The sequence below is a fragment of the Arthrobacter sp. YAF17 genome (assembly GCF_052113365.1).
GTDB lineage: Bacteria > Actinomycetota > Actinomycetes > Actinomycetales > Micrococcaceae > Arthrobacter.
Genome location: NZ_JBFRDB010000019.1, coordinates 1 through 17,642, shown reverse-complemented (window position 1 = coordinate 17,642; position 17,642 = coordinate 1). Strand labels below are relative to the sequence as shown.

Here is a 17,642-nt window from a genome sequence, read left to right as displayed (position 1 = left end):
CTTGTAGCTGTGTTTCTGTTGCCGGCCGGTAGCGCCGGGCTGTGCGTCCTGAGGGGCGGCCGGCGTTCGCCGGGCGCATAACGCTCTGGTCTCATTCAACATTAGCGCCGTACCGTGGCCCCATGCGCATCCTGGTTCTCGGCGGCACCGCCTTCCTCTCCGCAGAAATTGCCCGGCAGGCCGTGGCCGGCGGGCACGACGTCACCTGCCTGGCGCGCGGAACGGTTTCCGCCCCGCCCGACGGCGCCACCTGGCTGCGGGCGGACCGTTCGCAGGGCGCGGCCGCCTACGCAGCCGCCTCGGAGGGCGCTGCCTCCGGCGGCGCGTGGGACGCCGTCGTCGACGTGTCGCGGGACCCCGGCCAGGCGCGGGAGGCGCTCGAGGCGCTTGCCGGCTCTGCCCGGCACTGGACCTTCGTCTCCAGCTGCTCCGTCTACGCAGACCATTCCGTGGCCGGGGCGGCCGAAGACGCCGGCGTCCTGGCGCCGCTCGCGCCCGGCACGGAGCTCAGCGCCGGGAACTACGGCGAAGCGAAGTCCGCGATCGAGCACTGGACCGCGGAGCTCGCCGGGGACAGGGCCCACCTCTGCCGGGCCGGGCTCATCGGCGGCCCGGGCGACGGTTCGGACCGCTACGGGTACTGGCCGGCGCGCTTCGCCCGGGACGCCGATCCGGTCCTGGTCCCGGACATCCCCACGGACGCCACCCAGATCATCGACGTCCGCGACCTCGCTGCCTGGATCCTCACCGCGGCCGAAGACGGAATCACCGGGGCGCTGAACGCCGTCGGCGAGCCGGTGCCGTTTGCCGCCTACCTCGAGGAATCCCGGCAGCTCGCCGAGGGCGAAGCGGACGTCGTCGTCGCACCGGAGGACTGGCTGGCGGCACACGGTGCGAACTACTGGGCCGGTCCGGACTCGATGCCGTTGTGGCTGCCGCCGGGCCACGACGGTTTCGCGACCCGCAGCAATGCCGCGGCCCGTGCCGCCGGTCTGCGCACGCGGCCCTGGATGGACACGCTGCGGGACACCCTCTCGGATGAGCGCAGCCGCGGGCTCGGCCGCGAACGCAAGGCCGGGATGAGCCCGGAGACGGAAGTCCGGATCCTGGCCGAGTACAGGGCAGGGGCCCCAGCCGGACTCGACTGACCGGGCCTGCGGAACGTGCTCAGCCCGCTGGGCTCTCGACCACAGTGCTCGGCTCGTGCAGCACCGGGAAGTTGACGCTCCGGGCGATGAAGCAGACCGCGTTCGCCCCGGCGTGCAGTTCCTCCATGAGTTCCTCCGCCGCCGGAGCCGCCAGGGTCACCCGGGGCTTGAGCGTCACCGATTCAAACTGCCCGCTGCCGTCCCGGTTGGTCCGCATCAGTCCCTCGGCCCGGTCCTCGTACGCCGTCACCACGACGCCCTGCTTCACGGCGACGTGCAGGAAGGACAGCATGTGGCACTGGGACAGTGCCGCCAGCAGCAGCTGTTCCGGGTTGTAGCGGGTCCGGTCGCCGTGGAAGGTCGGGTCCGCCGAGCCCTGCAGCACGGGCAGCCCGGGGATCTCGATGTCGTGGTCCCGGGAATAGCCGCGGTACGACGCCGTCCCCTCGCCAAGGTTCCCGGTCCAGCGGACTGTCAGCGCATAGCGGTGCTCATCGAGGCTCATGGGTCCAGCCTAGAACGAAGGAACCCCGGCGCCACACAGGGGCGCCGGGGTTCCTTGGGTTCCGGAGGCAGATGCCTACCCGGCGTCGGCCTGGCGGGCGCGCAGGGCGCGGGCCACGCCGTCGCGGTTCTCCAGCATCATCCGCCGCAGGGCCGCGCTGTCCTCCGGCAGGGCGGCCAGGAATTCATCGGTCCGGTCGACGGTCGCCTGCGTGGTCAGCTGCGCAGGGTAGAGCCCGACGACGATCTGCTGCGCCAGCGCGTGGGTGCGTTCCTTGACGATGCCCGGGACGGCGTCGAAGTACTTCTCGGCGTACGGCTCCAGCAGGGACGTGTCCAGCACCCGGGTGAAGCCGGTGACGGCCGAGCCCTGGAGCGCGTTGGACAGATCGCCCTTGACCACAATCGAGGCCCAGGCGGCGGCTTTGGCCTCCGGCGTCGGAATCGCGGCCGTCGCGAGGGCCGCAGCGTTCTGGCCGGTGGCGGTGTTGTCGTGCTCGAGCTCGGCGTCGATCTGCTCCTGCCCGGCGCGGCCGCCGGCCACGAGGGAGGTGATCAGCTCCCACCGCAGGTCCTGGTCCACGGCCAGGCCCTCCAGCGTCAGGCCGCCCTCCAGCAAGCCGGACACGGTGTCCAGCTGGGACGCGCTGCGTGCCAGCAGGGCGTAGGACTTGACGAACTGCAGCTGCGCGTCGGAGCCGGCCGGGACGCTCGACGCGAGGTCCCAGAGCCGGTCCGCGGCGGCGACCGCCGTGGCTTCCTTGTGTTCCGCGGCCACATAAAAATTCAGTGTGGTGGCCAGCTGGCGCAGCTGGACCAGGATCACGGAGGAATCGGATTCCTCGGCGATGTTGGCCAGGATCAGTTCCACGTAGCCGCGGGCAGGGGTTTCGCCGTCGCGGGCCGCATCCCAGGCCGAGCCCCACACCAGGGTGCGGGGAAGGCTCTGGCCGAAGTCCTTCAGATGCGCCGTGGCGGTGGCCAGGGAAGCCGGGTCAAGACGGACCTTGGCGTAGGCGAGGTCGTCGTCRTTCAGCAGGATCAGGTCCGGCTGCGCCAGTCCGGCCAGGGCCGGCACGTCGGTGCGCCCGCCGTCGACGTCGAGCTCCTCGCGGTGGACGCGCTCCAGCTTCCCGGAGCCGTTGAGGTTGTAGAACCCGACGGCGAGCCGGTGCGGGCGGAGGGTGGGCTGGCCCTCGGTGGCGGACTGCAGGATCGCGAAGGAGGTGATTTTGCCGTCCGGGCCCACGGACAGCTCGGGCTTGAGCGTGTTGACGCCGGCGGTCTCCAGCCAGAGCCGGCCCCACTCGTCCAGGTCGCGGCCGCTGGCCTTTTCGAGTTCGGCCATCAGGTCGCTGAGCTCGGTGTTCTGCCAGGCGTGCTTGCGGAAGTACTCGCGGACACCGGACATGAACTCCTCAGGACCCACCCAGGCGACGAGCTGTCGGAGCACTGAGGCGCCCTTGGCGTACGTGATGCCGTCGAAGTTCACCTCGACGTCCTCGAGGTCGTTGATCTCGGCGAAGATCGGGTGCGTGGTGGGGAGCTGGTCCTGGCGGTAGGCCCAGGACTTCTCCACCGAGGCGAAGGTGGTCCAGGCGTGGTCGAATGCGGTGTTTTCCACGGCGGCCAGGTGGGACATGTACTCGGCGAAGGACTCGTTGAGCCAGAGGTCGTTCCACCAGCGCATCGTCACGAGGTCCCCGAACCACATGTGCGCGAGCTCGTGCAGCACGGTGATGGCGCGGCGCTCCACCTGGGCGTCGGTGACCTTGCTGCGGAAGACGTAGCCTTCCAGGATGGTCACGGCCCCGGCGTTTTCCATGGCCCCGGCGTTGAACTCGGGGACGAAGAGCTGGTCGTACTTCTCGAACGGGTACGGGCAGCCGAACTGGGCCTCGAAGAACTCGAAGCCCTGGCGGGTGAGTTCGAAGATGTTGTCCGCGTCCAGGTACTGCATGAGCGATTTGCGGGCGAAGACTCCCAGCGGGGTGACCTTCCCGTCGGCGGAGACCACTTCGCTGCGGACGGACTGGTACGGCCCGGCGATCAGGGCCGTGACGTAGGACGAGAGCCGCGGTGTGGGAGTGAATTCCCAGACGGAGCGGGCGCCGCCGTCGGCGCCGGGGATGGTCTCGACCCGCACCGGGGTGGGGGAGTTGGAGATGACATCCCAGTGCGAGGGCGCGATGACCGTGAACGTGAAGCTGGCCTTGAGGTCGGGCTGTTCGAACACGGCGAACATCCGCCGGGAATCCGGAACCTCGAACTGCGTGTAGAGGTAGACCTCCTGGTCCACCGGGTCCACGAAGCGGTGGAGCCCTTCGCCCGTGTTCATGTACGGGGCCTCGGCGACGACCAGCAGCTCGTTGTCCGCTGCGAGGTCCGGCAGCTGGATGCGGACGCCGTCGGACACCTCCGCCGGGTCAAGTTCGACGCCGTTCAGGGTCACGCTCTGCACGGCGTCGGTGACGGCGTCGATGAAGGTCGAGGACCCCGGCGTGGCCGTGAACTTCACGGCGGTGGTGGTGCCGAACACTTTTTCCCCGCGGGTCAGGTCGAGTTCGACCTCGTAGGAGTCGACGGCGATCAGGTCGGCGCGCTCGCGTGCTTCGGCGCGCGTCAGGTTCATTCCGGGCAAAGGGGGGCCTCCAAGGATGCTTAGGGGTGGGAACTCGATACTGTGAAATTATTCTTTCACTTCTGCGGCGCTTGGCAAGTTGCCTGGGTCACACCAAGTTACCGGACGCCGGGCCGCCCGGTGCAGGATCCCAGAGTAGCGTTGGGGATATGGGAAAGCTTCGAGACTCCGTCGACGCGAGGGCGCTGCGCTTCGCCGTGGGGTTCCCCCTGATGCTTGCAGCCGGGTTTACGGTGTGCGCTTTCCTGATCCGGCCCGATCTGCCCGAGCCGCTGGCGGTCCGCTGGGCCGGGGGAGCCGCCGTCGACTTTGCGCCGTTCGGGGCTGTCGTGGGGGTCGGTGCGGCCATGATCGTGCTGATCGGCTGGGCCGTGCTGGTGCAGGCGGTCCCGCTCTCCCGGCCGGCCATCATGCGCCGGATCATGATGGGGACCGGACTGTTCGTGACCCTCTTCATCGCCACCGTCCTCGCCGCGGTGCTGGTTGGCCAGCTCGGACTGGAAGACCCCGGCCAGTCGCAGGTGGACGTCGCCGTGCTCGCCATGGGCAGCGGCGCCGCCCTGGGCCTGGGCGTCGTCATGGGCTTCGTCTTCAAAGCCGACGAGCGCTGGTCCACGGACGACGACCGTGCCATGGCGGAAGCCCTGGCCCGTGAACTCGATCCCGACCTGGCCCGCGATTCCGTGAGCCTGTGGGTCCACGCCCGCAGTTCGGTCTTCGTGATGCTGGGGATCGCCACCCTGCTTCCCGCCGCCCTCCTCACGATCGCGGTGCCCTGGCTGGGCGCCCTCCTGGTCGCCCTGGCCCTGCTGGCCGCCGCCTGCCTGTTCGCCCGCATCCGGGTGGACCGCAGCGGCCTGCGGGTCTTCGCCGCGGGGTTCGTCCGGGTCATGGACGTGCCGGCCGCTGCGATCTCGGCGGCGACGCCGAAAGAGGTCAGGGCTGCGGACTACGGCGGCTGGGGCTACCGGAGCCACGGCTCGGCGACCGCCCTGCTGGTCAGCAGCGGGCCCGCCGTCGTCGTCGACCGCTCGGACGGGCGGACCCTGACCGTCAGCGGCGGCAGTGCCACGACCGCGGACAACGTCGCGCAGGTGATCTCGCGGGTGGCCGCCCGGGCGCGCCGGACCGGCGACGCCGCCGACGTGTGAAGCCCGGGACGCCGGCCGAACAAGCCTCCCGGCCCGTGCCCTAGTAGGCTGGGAACAGCCCCCACCCTGCACCAGCAGCCCACGTGACCGCACCGGACTGCCCGACTGAACGGATACGCCGTGACCCCCTCCGACTTCCCGCGCGTGCACATCGCCACCGACCACGCCGGCATGGAACTCAGCGCCCACCTCGTCAGCCACCTCACCGCAAAGGGCTACGACGTGGTCGACCACGGACCCCAGGCCTACGACGCCCTGGATGACTACCCGTCCTTCTGCATCAACGCCGCCCTCGCGGTGGTGGCGGACCAGGAAGCCGGCACCAACGCCCTCGGGATCGTGCTGGGCGGCTCCGGCAACGGCGAGCAGATCGCCGCCAACAAGGTCAAGGGCGCCCGCGCCGCGCTGGCCTGGAACCTGTCCACCGCCAAGCTCGCGCGTGAGCACAACGACGCCAACGTGGTCGCCGTCGGCGGCCGCCAGCACAGCGTTGCCGAGGCCACCGAAATCATCGAAGCGTTCCTGGCCGAACCCTTCAGCAACGACGAACGCCATGTCCGCCGGATCGGCAAGATCGCCGCCTACGAACGCACCGGCGAGGTCATCGAGTAGTGCCGGAAGGGCATTCCGTCCACCGGCTGGCCCGCCAGTTCGGGGACGTTTTCATGGGGGAGCGGCTCGCCGTCTCCAGCCCGCAGGGCCGGTTCACCCAGGGCGCGGCGCTGCTGGACGGCCACACCCTCGTCGGCTCCGTGGCGCACGGTAAACACCTCTTCCTGGAGTTCGAGCACGGGCTGTTCCTGCACGTCCACCTCGGCCTCTACGGCGCCTGGGACTTCGGTGGCGACGACGGCTTCCGTGGCGCGTCCAGCATCGGAGCGCCCCGCAAGGTGGGGGAGCGGGAAGAGTACGACGCCGTCGGTGGGGATGCTGCCGGGCCGGCCGGGGCGTACGCGGGCCCGCCCGCACCGGTCGGGGCCGTCCGCGTCCGGCTCGCAGGCGCCCACGGCTGGGCCGATCTCCGCGGCGCGACCACGTGCGAAACGATCACGGACGCGGAGGCCGGGGCCGTGCTGGCGCGGCTCGGCCCGGACCCGCTGCGGAACCTTCCCGGCGACCGGGACTCCTTCACCGCCGCGGTCCTGGCCAAACGCACGCCGCTCGCCGCCCTGCTGATGGACCAGAAGGTGATTGCCGGCGTCGGGAATGTCTACCGCGCCGAACTGCTGTTCCGGCAGGGCCTGGACCCGTGGCTGCCCGGGAAGGGACTCTCCACGGAGGCGGCCCTGCGGCTCTGGGACGACACCGTCGCCATGATGTCCGGCGGCGTCCGCGACGGCCGGATCATCACCACACCGCCAAGCTACTGGACCGCGTCCGACGGCGGCGTGCCCGCGGCCGGCGGACCCCGCGGCCTCCTGCCCGCCCCGGAGCAGTCCCACTTCGTCTACCGGCGGCAGGGACTGGACTGCCGCGACTGCGGCACGCCGGTGGCCCTGACGGATCTCGGCGCCCGGAAGCTCTACTGGTGCCCGTCCTGTCAGCATGGCTGACGCAGGAGGGCATGTGCCGGCGTCCCTCCGGGGCGCCTTTGGCCGCGGTTCCCGGCTTTGGCCCGGCTATCAGCGGCGTGTCCGTGTCAAAGTGGCCCCGGTCCGCGTCCAGGCCGAAGAAGCCTGGGCAGGCGCCGCGGCCCCGGTGCCGGCCGCTGGACCCGGACACAAAAAAGCCCCTCCGCGGAGGGGCTTTTTTCGTCATATTTCGGAGGGGACGACGGGAATCGAACCCGCGTAATCAGTTTGGAAGACTGAGGCTTTACCATTAAGCTACGTCCCCGGGAATTCGCAGGAACTTTCCTGCAAAACTTCCGGGCGGCTGTTGAAGCCGGATACAACTAAACCCAATTCAGGGCCCCGCTGTCAAATGTGCAAACCGGCACAATATGACCGTAGACTGTTCTGTGCACTTACGGGGTGTAGCTCAGCTTGGCTAGAGCACCTGCTTTGGGAGCAGGAAGTCGCAGGTTCAAATCCTGTCACCCCGACTCTGCGAGTACCGCCAGGCTTTGGCGGTGCAGAACCCCACCCCCTAAAACCAGGAGTACTTAGACTGTGAAGAGCGCTGTCGAGAACCTCACCCCCACGCGGGTCAAGCTCAATGTTGAGGTCCCCTTTGAGGAATTGAAGCCCAGCATCGCAGAGGCATACAAGACTGTTGCTTCGCAGATCCAGGTCCCCGGCTTCCGCAAGGGCAAGGTCCCCTCCAAGCTCATCGACCAGCGCGTTGGCCGCGGCTACGTGCTGGAGACGGCCATCAACGACGGCCTCAACGGCTGGTACCAGGCTGCCGTGCAGGAAACCGGCATCCGCCCGCTGAGCCGTCCCGAGGTCGAAATCACCGAGGTTCCGGACCCCTCCGCCACTGACGGTGAACTCAAGTTCCACGCCGAGGTTGACGTCCGCCCCGAGATCGAACTGCCTGACTACGCCGGCATCAAGGTCGAGGTCGCAGCCGCCGAGTCCACCGACGCCGACGTCGACAAGGCCCTGGACGAACTGCGCGGCCGCTTCGGCACGCTGAAGTCCATCGACCGCCCGGCAGCCGACAAGGACTTCCTGACGATCGACATCACCGCCTCCATCGACGGCGCCGAGGTTGATTCCGCTGCCGGCCTGTCCTACCAGGTCGGCGCCGGCACCATGCTCGAAGGCCTTGACGAAGCCGTCACCGGCCTCAGCGCCGACGAAGATGCCATCTTCGACACCACCCTCGTGGGCGGCGAGCACGCCGGCGAGTCCGCACAGGTCAAGGTTGTGGTCAAGTCCGTCAAGGAGCGCGAGCTTCCCGAGGCTGACGACGACTTCGCCCAGCTGGCCTCCGAGTTCGACACGCTGGCCGAGCTGCGCGAGGACCTCGCCAAGCAGGCCGCAGAGTCCAAGGTCGTCGAGCAGGGCGTCGAAGCCCGCGACAAGGTCCTCGACAAGCTCGTTGAGCTCGTAGAGGTTCCCGTCCCGGAATCCGTCGTCGAAGAGCAGCTCGAGCAGCACTTCAACGCCGAGAACGCCCACGGCGAAGGCGAGCACGACACCGAGGAGCACCGCGCCGAGGTCAAGGCCAACACCGAGCGCGCCTTCCAGAACGAGATCATCCTCGACGCCATCGCGGAAAAGGAAGAAGTCAACGTCAGCCAGAACGAGCTGATCGACTACATCGTCACCACCGCCGGCCAGTACGGCATGGACCCGAACCAGTTCGCCCAGATCATCGATCAGAGCGGCCAGGTCCCCATGATGGTTTCCGAGGTCCGCCGCCGCAAGGCACTGGCCGTCGTCCTGGGCCAGGCCGAGGTCACCGACTCCGAGGGCAACAAGGTTGACCTCAGCGACTTCGTCCGCCCCGGCGGCGAAGAGGCACTGGTTGAGGCAGCAGCCGGGACCGAGGCCGACGTCGAGGAAGCCGCTTCCGAGGAAGCTGCCACCGCCAAGAATGATGACCCGGCAGCAGTGAAGTTCTAACACTTCCTGCTCCTGCAGTTCCCGCCCGCACCCCCGGATCAACGATCCGGGGGTGCGGCTTTTTAAGCCCACGATGAACCCTCCCGGGCAATCGTGCGCCGTCAGCGAACAGCCCCGCGCCTGAGCACAAAGCGGGCCGGAAAACCGTTAGTGTCCATGTAGGAAAGTTCAGTGATGTCGTCCAGTGGCGTCACCGTCGCCAGCGAGAGGTAAGTACACATGTCACAGCAAGCAGGGGCACCCCGGATGGCTACTGTCGATCCGGCCGCCCAGGATAACTACATTTACAACCGCCTGCTGAAAGAGCGCATCATCTGGCTCGGCTCCGAGGTCCGCGACGAGAACGCCAACGCGATCTGCTCGCAGCTGCTGCTGCTCTCGGCCGAGAACCCCGAGAAGGATATCTACCTCTACATCAACTCACCGGGCGGCTCCGTCACCGCCGGCATGGCCATCTACGACACCATGCAGTTCATCCCGAACGACGTCGTCACCGTCGCCACCGGCCTTGCCGCCTCGATGGGACAGTTCCTGCTCTCCTCCGGCACCAAGGGCAAGCGCTATGCCACCCCCAACGCCCGCATCCTGATGCACCAGCCCTCCGGCGGCATCGGCGGCACGGCCTCGGACATCAAGATCCAGGCCGAGCTCATCCTGCACATGAAGAAGGTCATGGCCGAACTCACTGCCGACCAGACCGGACAGTCGGTTGAGACCATCCTCAAGGACAACGACCGCGACAAGTGGTTCACGGCCAAGGAAGCCCTCGAATACGGCTTCTTCGACAAGATCGCGGCGCACGCCGGGTCCGTGGCCGGCGGCGGCGGAACGAACGCCAACGGCAGCGACTCCACCGACGCAGCCACCGAGAACTGACCGGCACGTAGACAGCAATGAATTCAGGAGCAATGAACATGAACTACAACTTCGGTTCGACTGCCGGTAACCTGCCGAGCAGCCGCTACGTGCTGCCGCAGTTCGAAGAGCGGACGCCTTACGGCTTCAAGCGCCAGGACCCGTACACCAAGCTGTTCGAGGACCGCATCATCTTCCTGGGTGTCCAGGTCGACGACGCTTCCGCCGACGACGTGATGGCGCAGCTGCTGGTGCTCGAGTCCACCGACCCGGACCGCGACATTACGCTCTACATCAACTCCCCGGGCGGCTCCTTCACTGCCATGACGGCGATCTACGACACCATGACGTACATCCGCCCGGAGATCCAGACCGTCTGCCTCGGCCAGGCCGCCAGCGCCGCAGCCGTGCTGCTCGCGGCCGGCACGCCCGGAAAGCGTCTTGCCCTGCCGAACGCCCGCGTGCTCATCCACCAGCCCTCGCTGTCAGGCGGCCAGGGCGGGCAGGCCTCGGACCTGGAAATCCAGGCCGCCGAGGTCATGCGGATGCGCTCCTGGCTCGAAGACACGCTGGCCAAGCACTCCGGCCGGACGCCGGAGCAGGTCAACAACGACATCGAGCGCGACAAGATCCTCACCGCAGCCGAGGCCATGCAGTACGGCCTGATCGACCAGGTGCTGGATTCCCGCAAGATGAAGCCCCAGGCCATTGCCAAGTAGCGCAACAAGTATGTAACAAGCAGTTTCCGACGCCGGTGCGGCCCACTTTAAGTGGCCGCCCCGGTGTCGGCATTCCACCCAACCGGCCTAAAGTGACCTAGAGTGGAACATGTCACAGGCGGCAGCAAGATACTCAAAGGGGTTCACATATGGCTCGGATTGGCGAGAGCACGGATCTGCTGAAGTGTTCTTTCTGCGGAAAGAGCCAGAAGCAGGTTCGGAAGCTTATTGCCGGGCCCGGCGTCTACATCTGCGACGAGTGCATTGAACTCTGCAACGAGATCATTGAAGAAGAACTCGCCGAAGTTGCTGACCTGGGAAGTTTCGAGCTGCCCAAGCCCCGCGAGATCTTCGACTTCCTGCAGGAGTACGTGATCGGCCAGGAGCCCGCCAAACGCTCACTCGCCGTCGCCGTCTACAACCACTACAAGCGCATCCAGGCCGGCCACGCCCCCAAGAGTGGCAGCCTCGCCGAAGGCGTGCACCACGACGACGTGGAGATCGCCAAGTCCAACATCCTGCTGATCGGCCCCACCGGCTGCGGCAAGACGTACCTCGCGCAGACCCTGGCGCGCCGCCTCAACGTACCCTTCGCCGTCGCCGATGCCACCGCGCTGACCGAAGCTGGCTACGTCGGTGAGGACGTCGAGAACATCCTCCTCAAGCTCATCCAGGCCGCCGACTACGACGTCAAGAAGGCTGAACAGGGCATCATCTACATCGACGAGATCGACAAGATTTCGCGAAAGAGCGAAAACCCCTCCATCACCCGGGACGTCTCGGGCGAGGGTGTGCAGCAGGCCCTGCTGAAGATCCTCGAAGGCACGGTCGCCTCCGTTCCGCCGCAGGGCGGCCGCAAGCACCCGCACCAGGAATTCATCCAGATCGACACCACCAACGTGCTGTTCATCGTGGCCGGCGCCTTCGCCGGGCTCGAGGAGATCATCGGCTCGCGGTCCGGACGCAAGGGCATCGGCTTCGGCGCCCCGCTCAACGAGGTCAAAAACAACACCGACTCCTACGGTGAGGTCATGCCCGAGGACCTGTTGAAGTTCGGGCTCATCCCCGAGTTCATCGGCCGCCTCCCGGTGATCACCACGGTGTCCAACCTGGACCGGGCCGCGCTCATCCAGATCCTGTCCACCCCCAAGAACGCCCTCGTGAAGCAGTACCAGAAGATGTTCCAGCTTGACGGCGTCGAGCTGGTCTTCGATGACGAGGCGCTGAACACGATCGCCGACCAAGCACTCGAGCGCGGCACCGGCGCCCGCGGGCTCCGCGCCATCATGGAGGAAGTCCTGCTTCCTGTGATGTTCGACCTGCCCAGCCGCGACGACATCGCCACGGTGGTCATCACAGAAGACGTCGTCTCCAGCAAGGCAGCGCCGACGATGATCGCCCACGACGTCAAGCGCCGCAAATCCGCCTGATCCGGAATAAATGTTCTGCGCCTGCCGCTGTTAACTTTGATGCGCCCGTTCACTGAGACGGTGGCGCACCTTCCCCAGCAGACTTCCCTTAGGAGATCACCTGTGCCTGAAACCCTGACCACCCCAGCCGAGACCAACAAAGCCGACTTCTGGTTCGACCCGATGTGCCCCTTTGCCTGGGTGACCTCCCGCTGGATCGGCGAGGTGGAAGAAGTCCGCGACATCAAGACCGAGTGGCACGTGATGAGCCTCGCCGTGCTCAATGAGGGCCGCGACGAGCTCCCCGAGCAGTACCGGGAGTTCATGAAGAAGGCGTGGGCTCCCGTCCGCGTCATCACTGCTGCCGCTGAACAGCACGGTGCCCAGTACATCAAGCCGCTCTATGACGCCATGGGCACCAAGATCCACAACGAAGGCAACAAGGACATCGACGAGGTCATCGCCAAGTCGCTGGCCGAGGCAGGACTGCCGGCCGAGCTCGCGGCAGCCGGCCAGAGCGACGAATTCGACGCGCAGCTCCGCATAAGCCACGAGGCAGGCATCTCCCTGGTCGGACAGGACGTTGGCACGCCGGTCGTCGCTTTCAACGGCACGGCCTTCTTCGGCCCGGTCCTGACCCGCATCCCGCGCGGCGAGGAAGCCGGACGGATCTGGGACGCCACCGTGACCCTGGCATCCTTCCCGTACTTCTTCGAAATCAAGCGCAGCCGGACCGAAAGCCCGGTCTTCGACTAGGCCCGCAGACGCCGCGCCGGACACCTGTCCGGACCGCCAAGAGCCCCGGAAGAATTACTGTGATGTAGTTCTTTCGGGGCTCTTGTGCATCGGGAACGGCGGGACAACAATGGAACTTACCCACTTCGAAAGAAGAGGGACGCAGGAACCAAAGATTCAGTGACACTCATCCGACGCAGCCTTCGGCAAAGTCAGATGATGGCTACCAGTGACGAGGTAGGAAGACCTGGAAATCCAAGGATCCCGCCAGATTGTCTAAGACGTCACGTGACAATCGAAAAGTCGAAGCCCCACCAACGGCAAAACGCTGATGGGGCTTCCCCTTTGCCCAAAACCTGGTCGGGCCCAAGAACTGGTCGGGCCTAAAAACTGGTCAGGGGGTGGGGGCTATGACCTTGCAGAGACAGGCAAGCACCCGGCCCGCGGATCAGGGCCGAAGGAACAAGCCCGACTGCGCCGCTGTTGCTTCCAATGACAGGGCAACGATGCCGTGATTTCCACACATCCGGCCGATTCTGTCCCGTGTCCACCTGCGAACTCTGGAGCGCCATGCCCATCACTGCCCACCTTGACTTGAACCTTAAAGCGGAACACCTGCCCACAGCGCCTGCCGCGCTCCGCGACATCCTCGCCGATACAAGGGCGTTTGACGGCTGCCTCGGTGTCCATGTGCTGGTCGATAGCACTGATCCGGCGCACTTTCTCGTCGTGGAACAGTGGGCCTCACTGGAGCACGACTCCGCCTACCGCGCCTGGCGGGCAGGCGAGGGAGCGAGCGGGCTGGGAGAGCTCCTGGCCGCCCCGCCGGTGCTGACACGCTTCGAGACCTCCTTCGAGATCTAAGGCGCCCGGAAGGCAAAGCCCCGTGCCTGGTTGTCGCAGCCTGCTAGGACTGGGCGGCCGGCTCGGCCGGCGCCAGGACGACGTCGCTCACGGCCAGTTCGCCGTCGCCGCCCACCAGGGTCAGCTCCCGCGCGTTGGCGGCGGCCTTGAGGTCGCCCAGGCCGGCTTTCAGCTGCGTGATGAGGGTTTCCGAGGCCGTGATGGTCGCGGACAGGACCTCGGTGCGCTGCTTGACCTTGGCCTCCGACTTGGCCTTGCGGATACCGCTCAGGGCGGTGCCCACTGTGGCCAGGAGGGTGGTGTCACCGTCGACCGCGACGGGGGCCGGCCAGGCGGCACGGTGCACCGATCCGGCGCGCCACCAACTCCAGACTTCCTCTGTGGCGAAGGGCAGGAACGGGGCGAACAGGCGCAGCAGCGTATCCAGGCTCGTGGCCAGCGCGGCGAGGACGGAAGCCTGCTCGGCCTCGCCCGCGGCGCCGTAGGCACGGTCCTTGATGAGCTCCACGTAGTCATCGGTGAAGTGCCAGAAGAAGCTCTCCGTGATCTGCAGGGCCCGGGCGTAGTCGTAGCCTTCGAACGCCTTCGTGGCCTGCTCGACCACGTCGGAGAGCTGCGCCAGCACGGCCCGGTCCAGGGGGTTGCCCAGCACGGACAGGTCCGCGGACACCACGGAATCCTCGGTGGCGCCCAGGTTTAGGACGAACTTGGAGGCGTTGAGGAGCTTGATGGCCAGGCGGCGGCCGATCTTCATCTGCGCGATCTCGTAGGCCGTGTCCGCACCCAGCTTGGCCGAGGCCGCCCAGTAACGGACGGCGTCCGAGCCGTACTCCTCGAGCACGTCGGTCGGGACGATCACGTTGCCCTTGGACTTGGACATCTTCTTCCGGTCCGGGTCCAGGATCCAGCCGGAAATCGCGGCGTGTTTCCACGGCGCGGAGTCCTGCAGGGCGTCGGCGCGCACTGCGGAGGAGAAGAGCCAGGTCCGGATGATGTCGTGGCCCTGCGGGCGCACGTCGAAGGGATACACCTTGGCGAACAGCGCCTCGTCGGTGCTCCAGCCGCCCACGATCTGCGGGGTCAGCGAGGACGTCGCCCAGGTGTCCAGCACGTCGGCGTCGCCGGTGAAGCCGCCAGGCACGTCGCGCTTGGCCTCCTCGTACCCGGGGGCCGCGTCCGCTGCGGGGTCCACGGGCAGCTGCGCGTCGGACGGAACGATCGGGGCCGCGAAATCCGGGTTGCCGTCGGCGTCCAGCGGGTACCAGACCGGCACCGGCACACCGAAGAAGCGCTGGCGGGACACGAGCCAGTCGCCGTTCAGCCCGGAGATCCAGTTCTCGTAGCGTGAGCGCATGAACGCCGGGTGGAAGTCGATCTCGTGGCCGCGGGCAATGAGCCGCTCACGGCGTTCAGCGTCCCGGCCGCCGTTGCGGATGTACCACTGGCGGGAGGTCACCACTTCGAGGGGCTTGTCGCCCTTTTCGAAGAAGTTGACCGGGTGCATGATCTTTTTCGGCTCCCCGTCGAGGAGTCCGGCAGCGTTGAGCTGTTCGACCACTGCTTCCTTGGCGCTGAAGACGGTCTTGCCGGCAATCGCCTCGAAGGCGGCGCGGCCCTCGGCGGCGGTGATCCACTCGGGGGTCTCGCCGATGATGCGGCCGTCGCGGCCCACGATCGCGCGGGTGGGCAGCTGGAGTTCGCGCCACCAGGTGACGTCGGTGAGGTCACCGAACGTGCAGACCATGGCGACGCCGGAGCCCTTGTCCGCCTTGGCGAGCGGGTGGGCCTTGACCTCCACCTCGACGCCGAACAGCGGGGAGGTGACCTTCTTGCCGAACAGCGGCTGGTACCGTTCGTCGTCGGGATTCGCCACGAGGGCGGCGCAGGCGGCCAGCAGCTCCGGGCGGGTGGTCTCGATGTAGATCTTCTCGCCGTCTTCGGTGAAGAAGGGGTAGCGGTAGTAGGCGCCCGCGACTTCGCGGTCCTCGAGCTCGGCCTGGGCCACGGCGGTGCGGAAGGTGACATCCCACAGGGTGGGCGCCTCCGCCATGTAGGCGTCGCCGGCGGCGAGGTTCGCCAGGAAGGCGCGCTGGGAGATGGCGCGGGACTTGTCATCGATGGTGCGGTACGTCAGGTCCCAGTCCACGGACAGTCCGAGCGTCTGGAACAGGTTCTCGAAGACTTTCTCGTCCTCGACGGCGAGTTCCTCGCAGAGTTCGATGAAGTTCCGGCGCGAGACGACGTCGAAGTCGCGCTGGTTCTTCGCGGGCTCCGTCGGCGGACGGTAGCCGGCGTCGTACGCGGTGGTGGGGTCGCAGCGCACGCCGTAGTAGTTCTGCACGCGGCGTTCGGTGGGCAGGCCGTTGTCGTCCCAGCCCATGGGGTAGAACACGTTCTTCCCGGTCATGCGCTGATAGCGGGCCAGGACGTCGGTCTGGGTGTAGGAGAACATGTGGCCGACGTGCAGCGAACCCGACGCCGTGGGCGGGGGAGTGTCGATCGAGTAGACCTGCTCCCGGGTGGTGTCCGGGTTGAACTTGTAGGTCCCTTCGTCAAGCCAGCGCCGGGTGAGGGCGTCTTCCAGCCCCTCAAGGGCGGGCTTGTCCGGAACGTTGATGGGGGCGGTGGTGGGCGTGTCTGTACCCTGAGTGTCTTCAGCCATGGGCCAATTCTTCCACGTCCCGGCGGGTTGACCTGCAGGAGCGTGCAGGGCGGCTTTAGTAACATGCGGAAATGGAAGATTCTGCCGGACGTTTCGTGATTAAGCGCGTCTATGACGAACCCGCCGACGACGACGGCTGCCGGGTTCTGGTGGACCGGCTATGGCCGCGCGGTGTCAGCAAGGAGCGCGCGCAACTGGAGTTGTGGCTCAAGGAGGTGGCGCCGTCGCCGCCGCYGCGGACGGAGTTCGCGCATATGCAGGAGCGCTTCGCCGACTTCCGCGCCGCCTATGAAGCCGAACTCGACGGCAACCCCGCCGTGCAGACGCTGCGTGACCTGGCCGCGGAGCACGGGAAGGTGACCTTGCTGTTCGGGGCGAGGGACCCGCGGACCAACCATGCCCGGGTGCTGCTGGAGTTCCTGCAGCGCTAGAACGTTTAGGGTGGTGCCATGACTGAGGAAATCGACAGCAAGACATCAGCAGCCAAATCAGCAGTAGTCACGGGCGCCAGCACCGGAATCGGCGAGGCCACCGTCCGCGCACTCCGGGGCGAGGGCTGGACCGTCTACGCTGTGGCCCGGCGTGCGGACCGGCTGGAGGCGCTCGCCGCGGAAACCGGGGCGGTCGCTCTTCCGGCGGACCTGACCGACGACGCCGACGTCGCCCGGCTCCTCGACGAGGTGACGCGCGCCGGCGGCATCGACACGCTCATCAACATCGCCGGCGGCGCCCGCGGCGCGGACAAGGTGGCCGAGGCCAAGACCGAGGACTGGGAATGGATGTTCGAAGTCAACGTCCTGGGCACCATGAAGCTCACCCGGGCCTTCCTCCCGATGCTGCGCGCCTGCGGTGAAGGCACCGTCCTGAACCTGACGTCGACGGCGGGACTCGCCGCATATGAGGGCGGCGGCGGCTACAACGCAGCCAAGTTCGCCCAGCACGCGCTCACTGGCGCCCTGCGCCTCGAAGAGGCCGAACACAACCTCCGCGTGATCGAGGTGGCGCCCGGCCTGGTCCAGACGGAGGAGTTCGCGCTGAACCGCCTGGGCGGGAACCCGGACGCCGCCGCGAAGGTCTACGCCGGCGTCGAGAAGCCCCTCACCGCGGCGGACGTCGCCGACGTCGTCCGGTACGCCGTCGCAGCACCGCACCACGTCAACCTCGACCAGATCGTGATCCGTCCGGTGGCGCAGGCGGCCAACTACAAGCTGATCCGCAAGGCGTAGCTCAGTACCCGGCGCACACTCGGTGCCGGAGTCGCAACGCGGGGTCACTTCCGGCCCATAAAGCCCCCGCAGAATCATACGGTCGTTGCAACATCTGATTTTTTGGAGGTTGCCATGCCGAGTGGTTTTCGGGCGCCGGATGCGCTGAAGGATGAGTTCTTTTCGCTTCTGCGGCAGGGGGTGTCGGTCAAGGAAGCCTCTGCCCGGATTGGG

15 protein-coding genes and 2 tRNA genes are annotated in these 17,642 nt (G+C 67.2%); 13 read left to right on the top strand and 4 right to left on the bottom strand.

Annotated elements, in window-relative coordinates:
* Positions 1–122 precede the first annotated feature (122 nt).
* Entirely contained in the window at positions 123–1,148 is a 1,026-nt protein-coding gene (locus AB4Y67_RS15330; protein WP_441406624.1) for an epimerase, read from the top strand.
* Between the two features lie 19 nt (positions 1,149–1,167).
* Here the strand turns inward: AB4Y67_RS15330 and AB4Y67_RS15325 are convergent, their stop codons facing one another.
* Both AB4Y67_RS15325 and pepN read right to left on the bottom strand, forming a co-directional pair.
* Positions 1,168–1,653: an OsmC family protein gene (locus AB4Y67_RS15325; protein WP_441406623.1), complete on the bottom strand. Its 486-nt coding sequence runs from the start codon at positions 1,651–1,653 to the stop codon at positions 1,168–1,170.
* Between the two features lie 75 nt (positions 1,654–1,728).
* Positions 1,729–4,284 (bottom strand): aminopeptidase N, encoded by a 2,556-nt coding sequence (pepN, locus tag AB4Y67_RS15320; RefSeq protein ID WP_441406675.1) that lies wholly within the window; start codon positions 4,282–4,284, stop codon positions 1,729–1,731.
* Positions 4,285–4,442: 158 nt separating this feature from the next.
* Here pepN and AB4Y67_RS15315 point away from each other — a divergent pair, with 158 nt between their 5' ends.
* The 3 genes from AB4Y67_RS15315 (at position 4,443) to AB4Y67_RS15305 (ending at position 6,997) form a co-directional block, all read left to right on the top strand.
* Positions 4,443–5,444: a hypothetical protein gene (locus AB4Y67_RS15315; RefSeq protein WP_441406622.1), complete on the top strand. Its 1,002-nt coding sequence runs from the start codon at positions 4,443–4,445 to the stop codon at positions 5,442–5,444.
* A gap of 120 nt (positions 5,445–5,564) precedes the next feature.
* Positions 5,565–6,056 carry a ribose-5-phosphate isomerase gene (locus AB4Y67_RS15310; RefSeq protein WP_441406621.1) on the top strand — a complete coding sequence of 164 codons (492 nt, stop codon included), beginning with the start codon at positions 5,565–5,567 and terminating at the stop codon, positions 6,054–6,056.
* Complete coding sequence (locus AB4Y67_RS15305; RefSeq protein ID WP_441406620.1) at positions 6,056–6,997, top strand: Fpg/Nei family DNA glycosylase; 942 nt, start codon at positions 6,056–6,058, stop codon at positions 6,995–6,997. Before AB4Y67_RS15310 ends, AB4Y67_RS15305 begins: the two co-directional genes overlap by 1 nt.
* A 212-nt stretch (positions 6,998–7,209) precedes the next feature.
* Here AB4Y67_RS15305 and AB4Y67_RS15300 read toward each other — a convergent pair.
* Positions 7,210–7,280: transfer RNA gene (locus tag AB4Y67_RS15300), tRNA-Gly, on the bottom strand.
* A 133-nt stretch (positions 7,281–7,413) separates the two neighbouring features.
* Here AB4Y67_RS15300 and AB4Y67_RS15295 point away from each other — a divergent pair.
* The 7 genes from AB4Y67_RS15295 (at position 7,414) to AB4Y67_RS15265 (ending at position 13,541) form a co-directional block, all read left to right on the top strand.
* Positions 7,414–7,488: transfer RNA gene (locus AB4Y67_RS15295), tRNA-Pro, on the top strand.
* A 67-nt stretch (positions 7,489–7,555) separates the two neighbouring features.
* The gene (gene tig, locus AB4Y67_RS15290; protein ID WP_441406619.1) at positions 7,556–8,959 is read left to right on the top strand and encodes a trigger factor; all 1,404 of its coding nucleotides are present in this window, start codon (positions 7,556–7,558) and stop codon (positions 8,957–8,959) included.
* 246 nt (positions 8,960–9,205) lie between these two features.
* The gene (locus AB4Y67_RS15285) at positions 9,206–9,835 is read left to right on the top strand and encodes an ATP-dependent Clp protease proteolytic subunit (protein ID WP_441406674.1); all 630 of its coding nucleotides are present in this window, start codon (positions 9,206–9,208) and stop codon (positions 9,833–9,835) included.
* Positions 9,836–9,873: 38 nt separating this feature from the next.
* On the top strand, positions 9,874–10,533 hold the full coding sequence (locus AB4Y67_RS15280) for an ATP-dependent Clp protease proteolytic subunit (RefSeq protein WP_441406673.1): 660 nt from the start codon (positions 9,874–9,876) through the stop codon (positions 10,531–10,533).
* A gap of 149 nt (positions 10,534–10,682) precedes the next feature.
* Positions 10,683–11,963, top strand: coding sequence for an ATP-dependent Clp protease ATP-binding subunit ClpX (gene clpX, locus AB4Y67_RS15275; protein WP_441406618.1), 1,281 nt, complete (start codon positions 10,683–10,685; stop codon positions 11,961–11,963).
* Positions 11,964–12,065: 102 nt separating this feature from the next.
* Positions 12,066–12,698: a mycothiol-dependent nitroreductase Rv2466c family protein gene (locus AB4Y67_RS15270; RefSeq protein WP_441406617.1), complete on the top strand. Its 633-nt coding sequence runs from the start codon at positions 12,066–12,068 to the stop codon at positions 12,696–12,698.
* 549 nt (positions 12,699–13,247) lie between these two features.
* Positions 13,248–13,541, top strand: a complete 294-nt coding sequence (locus AB4Y67_RS15265; RefSeq protein WP_441406616.1) for a putative quinol monooxygenase — start codon at positions 13,248–13,250, stop codon at positions 13,539–13,541.
* Positions 13,542–13,584: 43 nt separating this feature from the next.
* Here AB4Y67_RS15265 and valS read toward each other — a convergent pair whose 3' ends face one another.
* Positions 13,585–16,203: a valine--tRNA ligase gene (gene valS / locus AB4Y67_RS15260; protein WP_441406615.1), complete on the bottom strand. Its 2,619-nt coding sequence runs from the start codon at positions 16,201–16,203 to the stop codon at positions 13,585–13,587.
* Positions 16,204–16,274: 71 nt separating this feature from the next.
* On the opposite strand from valS, the gene AB4Y67_RS15255 reads away from it, so the two are divergent.
* Together AB4Y67_RS15255 and AB4Y67_RS15250 are read left to right on the top strand one after the other, a co-directional pair.
* Entirely contained in the window at positions 16,275–16,634 is a 360-nt protein-coding gene (locus AB4Y67_RS15255; RefSeq protein WP_441406614.1) for a DUF488 domain-containing protein, read from the top strand.
* A gap of 18 nt (positions 16,635–16,652) precedes the next feature.
* Entirely contained in the window at positions 16,653–17,429 is a 777-nt protein-coding gene (locus AB4Y67_RS15250) for an SDR family oxidoreductase (protein ID WP_441406613.1), read from the top strand.
* The last annotated feature ends 213 nt before the right edge of the window (positions 17,430–17,642 follow it).

Bases quoted from the DNA above. Each gene is read 5' to 3' on its own strand.
- AB4Y67_RS15330 (WP_441406624.1), top strand. From the start codon at position 123: ATGCGCATCCTGGTTCTCGGCGGCACCGCCTTCCTCTCCGCAGAAATT.
- AB4Y67_RS15325 (WP_441406623.1), bottom strand. From the start codon at position 1,653: ATGAGCCTCGATGAGCACCGCTATGCGCTGACAGTCCGCTGGACCGGG.
- AB4Y67_RS15315 (WP_441406622.1), top strand. From the start codon at position 4,443: ATGGGAAAGCTTCGAGACTCCGTCGACGCGAGGGCGCTGCGCTTCGCC.
- AB4Y67_RS15285 (WP_441406674.1), top strand. From the start codon at position 9,206: ATGGCTACTGTCGATCCGGCCGCCCAGGATAACTACATTTACAACCGC.
- AB4Y67_RS15280 (WP_441406673.1), top strand. From the start codon at position 9,874: ATGAACTACAACTTCGGTTCGACTGCCGGTAACCTGCCGAGCAGCCGC.
- clpX (WP_441406618.1), top strand. From the start codon at position 10,683: ATGGCTCGGATTGGCGAGAGCACGGATCTGCTGAAGTGTTCTTTCTGC.
- AB4Y67_RS15265 (WP_441406616.1), top strand. From the start codon at position 13,248: ATGCCCATCACTGCCCACCTTGACTTGAACCTTAAAGCGGAACACCTG.
- valS (WP_441406615.1), bottom strand. From the start codon at position 16,203: ATGGCTGAAGACACTCAGGGTACAGACACGCCCACCACCGCCCCCATC.
- AB4Y67_RS15250 (WP_441406613.1), top strand. From the start codon at position 16,653: ATGACTGAGGAAATCGACAGCAAGACATCAGCAGCCAAATCAGCAGTA.